The 1267-nt window shown below is 62.9% G+C and carries 1 protein-coding gene; it reads left to right on the top strand.

All coding sequences use genetic code 11. The annotated features are described in order from the left end of the window. The first annotated feature begins 63 nt into the window (after positions 1–63). Positions 64–1250, top strand: a protein-coding gene (locus ALC15_RS40880) for an IS3 family transposase (protein ID WP_094194448.1) whose coding sequence is annotated in 2 segments (ribosomal slippage) — positions 64–316 and positions 316–1250 — 1188 coding nt in all. Because the reading frame shifts where the segments join, the coding sequence is not laid out codon by codon here. Positions 1251–1267: the final 17 nt, after the last annotated feature.

Raw genomic sequence — 1267 nt, 5'->3', positions numbered from 1 at the left:
TGACCTGCCACCGAGTATTTCCTCCAAAAGGAGTTAGAGTCCGGCCTGACGAAGGACGGACAGATGAAGCGAGCAAGGTTCACGGAAGAGCAGATCATTGCGGTGCTGAAGGAGCATGAGGCCGGAGCGAAGACGGCCGATCTGGCGCGGAAGCACGGCATCTCTGAAGCGACGTTTTACAACTGGAAGACCAAATACGGCGGGATGGACGTGTCCGAGGCCAGGCGGCTGAAGGCACTGGAAGATGAGAACGCCAAACTGAAGAAGCTCCTGGCCGAGCAGATGCTCGATGCGGCAGCGCTCCGGGAGCTGTTGTCAAAAAAATGGTAGGGCCCGTCGCCAAGCGCGCAGGGGTCGCGCACTTGAGGGCCGTCATGGGCCTTTCGGAACGGCGGGCCTGTCTAATCGTCGGCGCGGATCGGACGATGGTCCGCTACCGTTGCCGCCGTCCGCCGGACACGGAGCTTCGGGGGCGGCTTCGCGAGCTTGCCAATGAGCGCCGGCGGTTCGGCTATCGCCGGCTATTCATCCTGCTCCGGCGGGAGGGCGAGCCGTCGGGGATCAACCGCATCCACCGGCTTTATCGGGAGGAAGGGCTAGCCGTGCGCAAGCGACGCGCCCGCCGCAAGGCGATTGGCGTTCGGGTGCCGATCCTTCTGGAAGCGAGGCCAAACGCGCGCTGGTCGCTCGACTTCGTTTATGACCAGTTTGCCAATGGACGACGCTTCCGCGTCCTCAACATCGTCGACGACGTGACCAAGGAGTGTCTGGGCGCAATCCCGGACACCTCGATCTCGGGGCGACGGGTGGCGCGGGAGCTGACGACGATCGTCGCGCGGCGCGGCAAGCCAGGCTCGATTGTTTCCGACAACGGCACCGAGTTCACCTGCAATGCCATGCTGGCTTGGTACAAGGAGACCGGTATCGACTGGCACTTCATTGCGCCAGGCAAGCCGATCCAGAATGCGTTCGTGGAGAGCTTCAACGGCCGCATGCGCGACGAGCTATTGAACGAGACGCTGTTCTTCGACCTCGACGATGCTCGGTCGAAGGTCGCCAAATGGGTTGCCGACTACAATGGGGAACGCCCGCACTCCTCGCTGAAATACCTGACACCCGCGGCCTACGCCGCCACATTCACCGCAACGGGCGATCGGCTGCGCAACCCCGACCAGCTCCGCCGATCGCCCGTTGCTCCACCCGCGCCACTCGGCGTACAAAACCCCGAGACTCTAACTGCTGTTGGATGAATGTTCGGTGGCAGGTC

Source organism: Bradyrhizobium viridifuturi (assembly GCF_001238275.1).
Lineage (GTDB): Bacteria > Pseudomonadota > Alphaproteobacteria > Rhizobiales > Xanthobacteraceae > Bradyrhizobium > Bradyrhizobium viridifuturi.
This window is presented reverse-complemented; position numbering and strand designations above follow the sequence as displayed.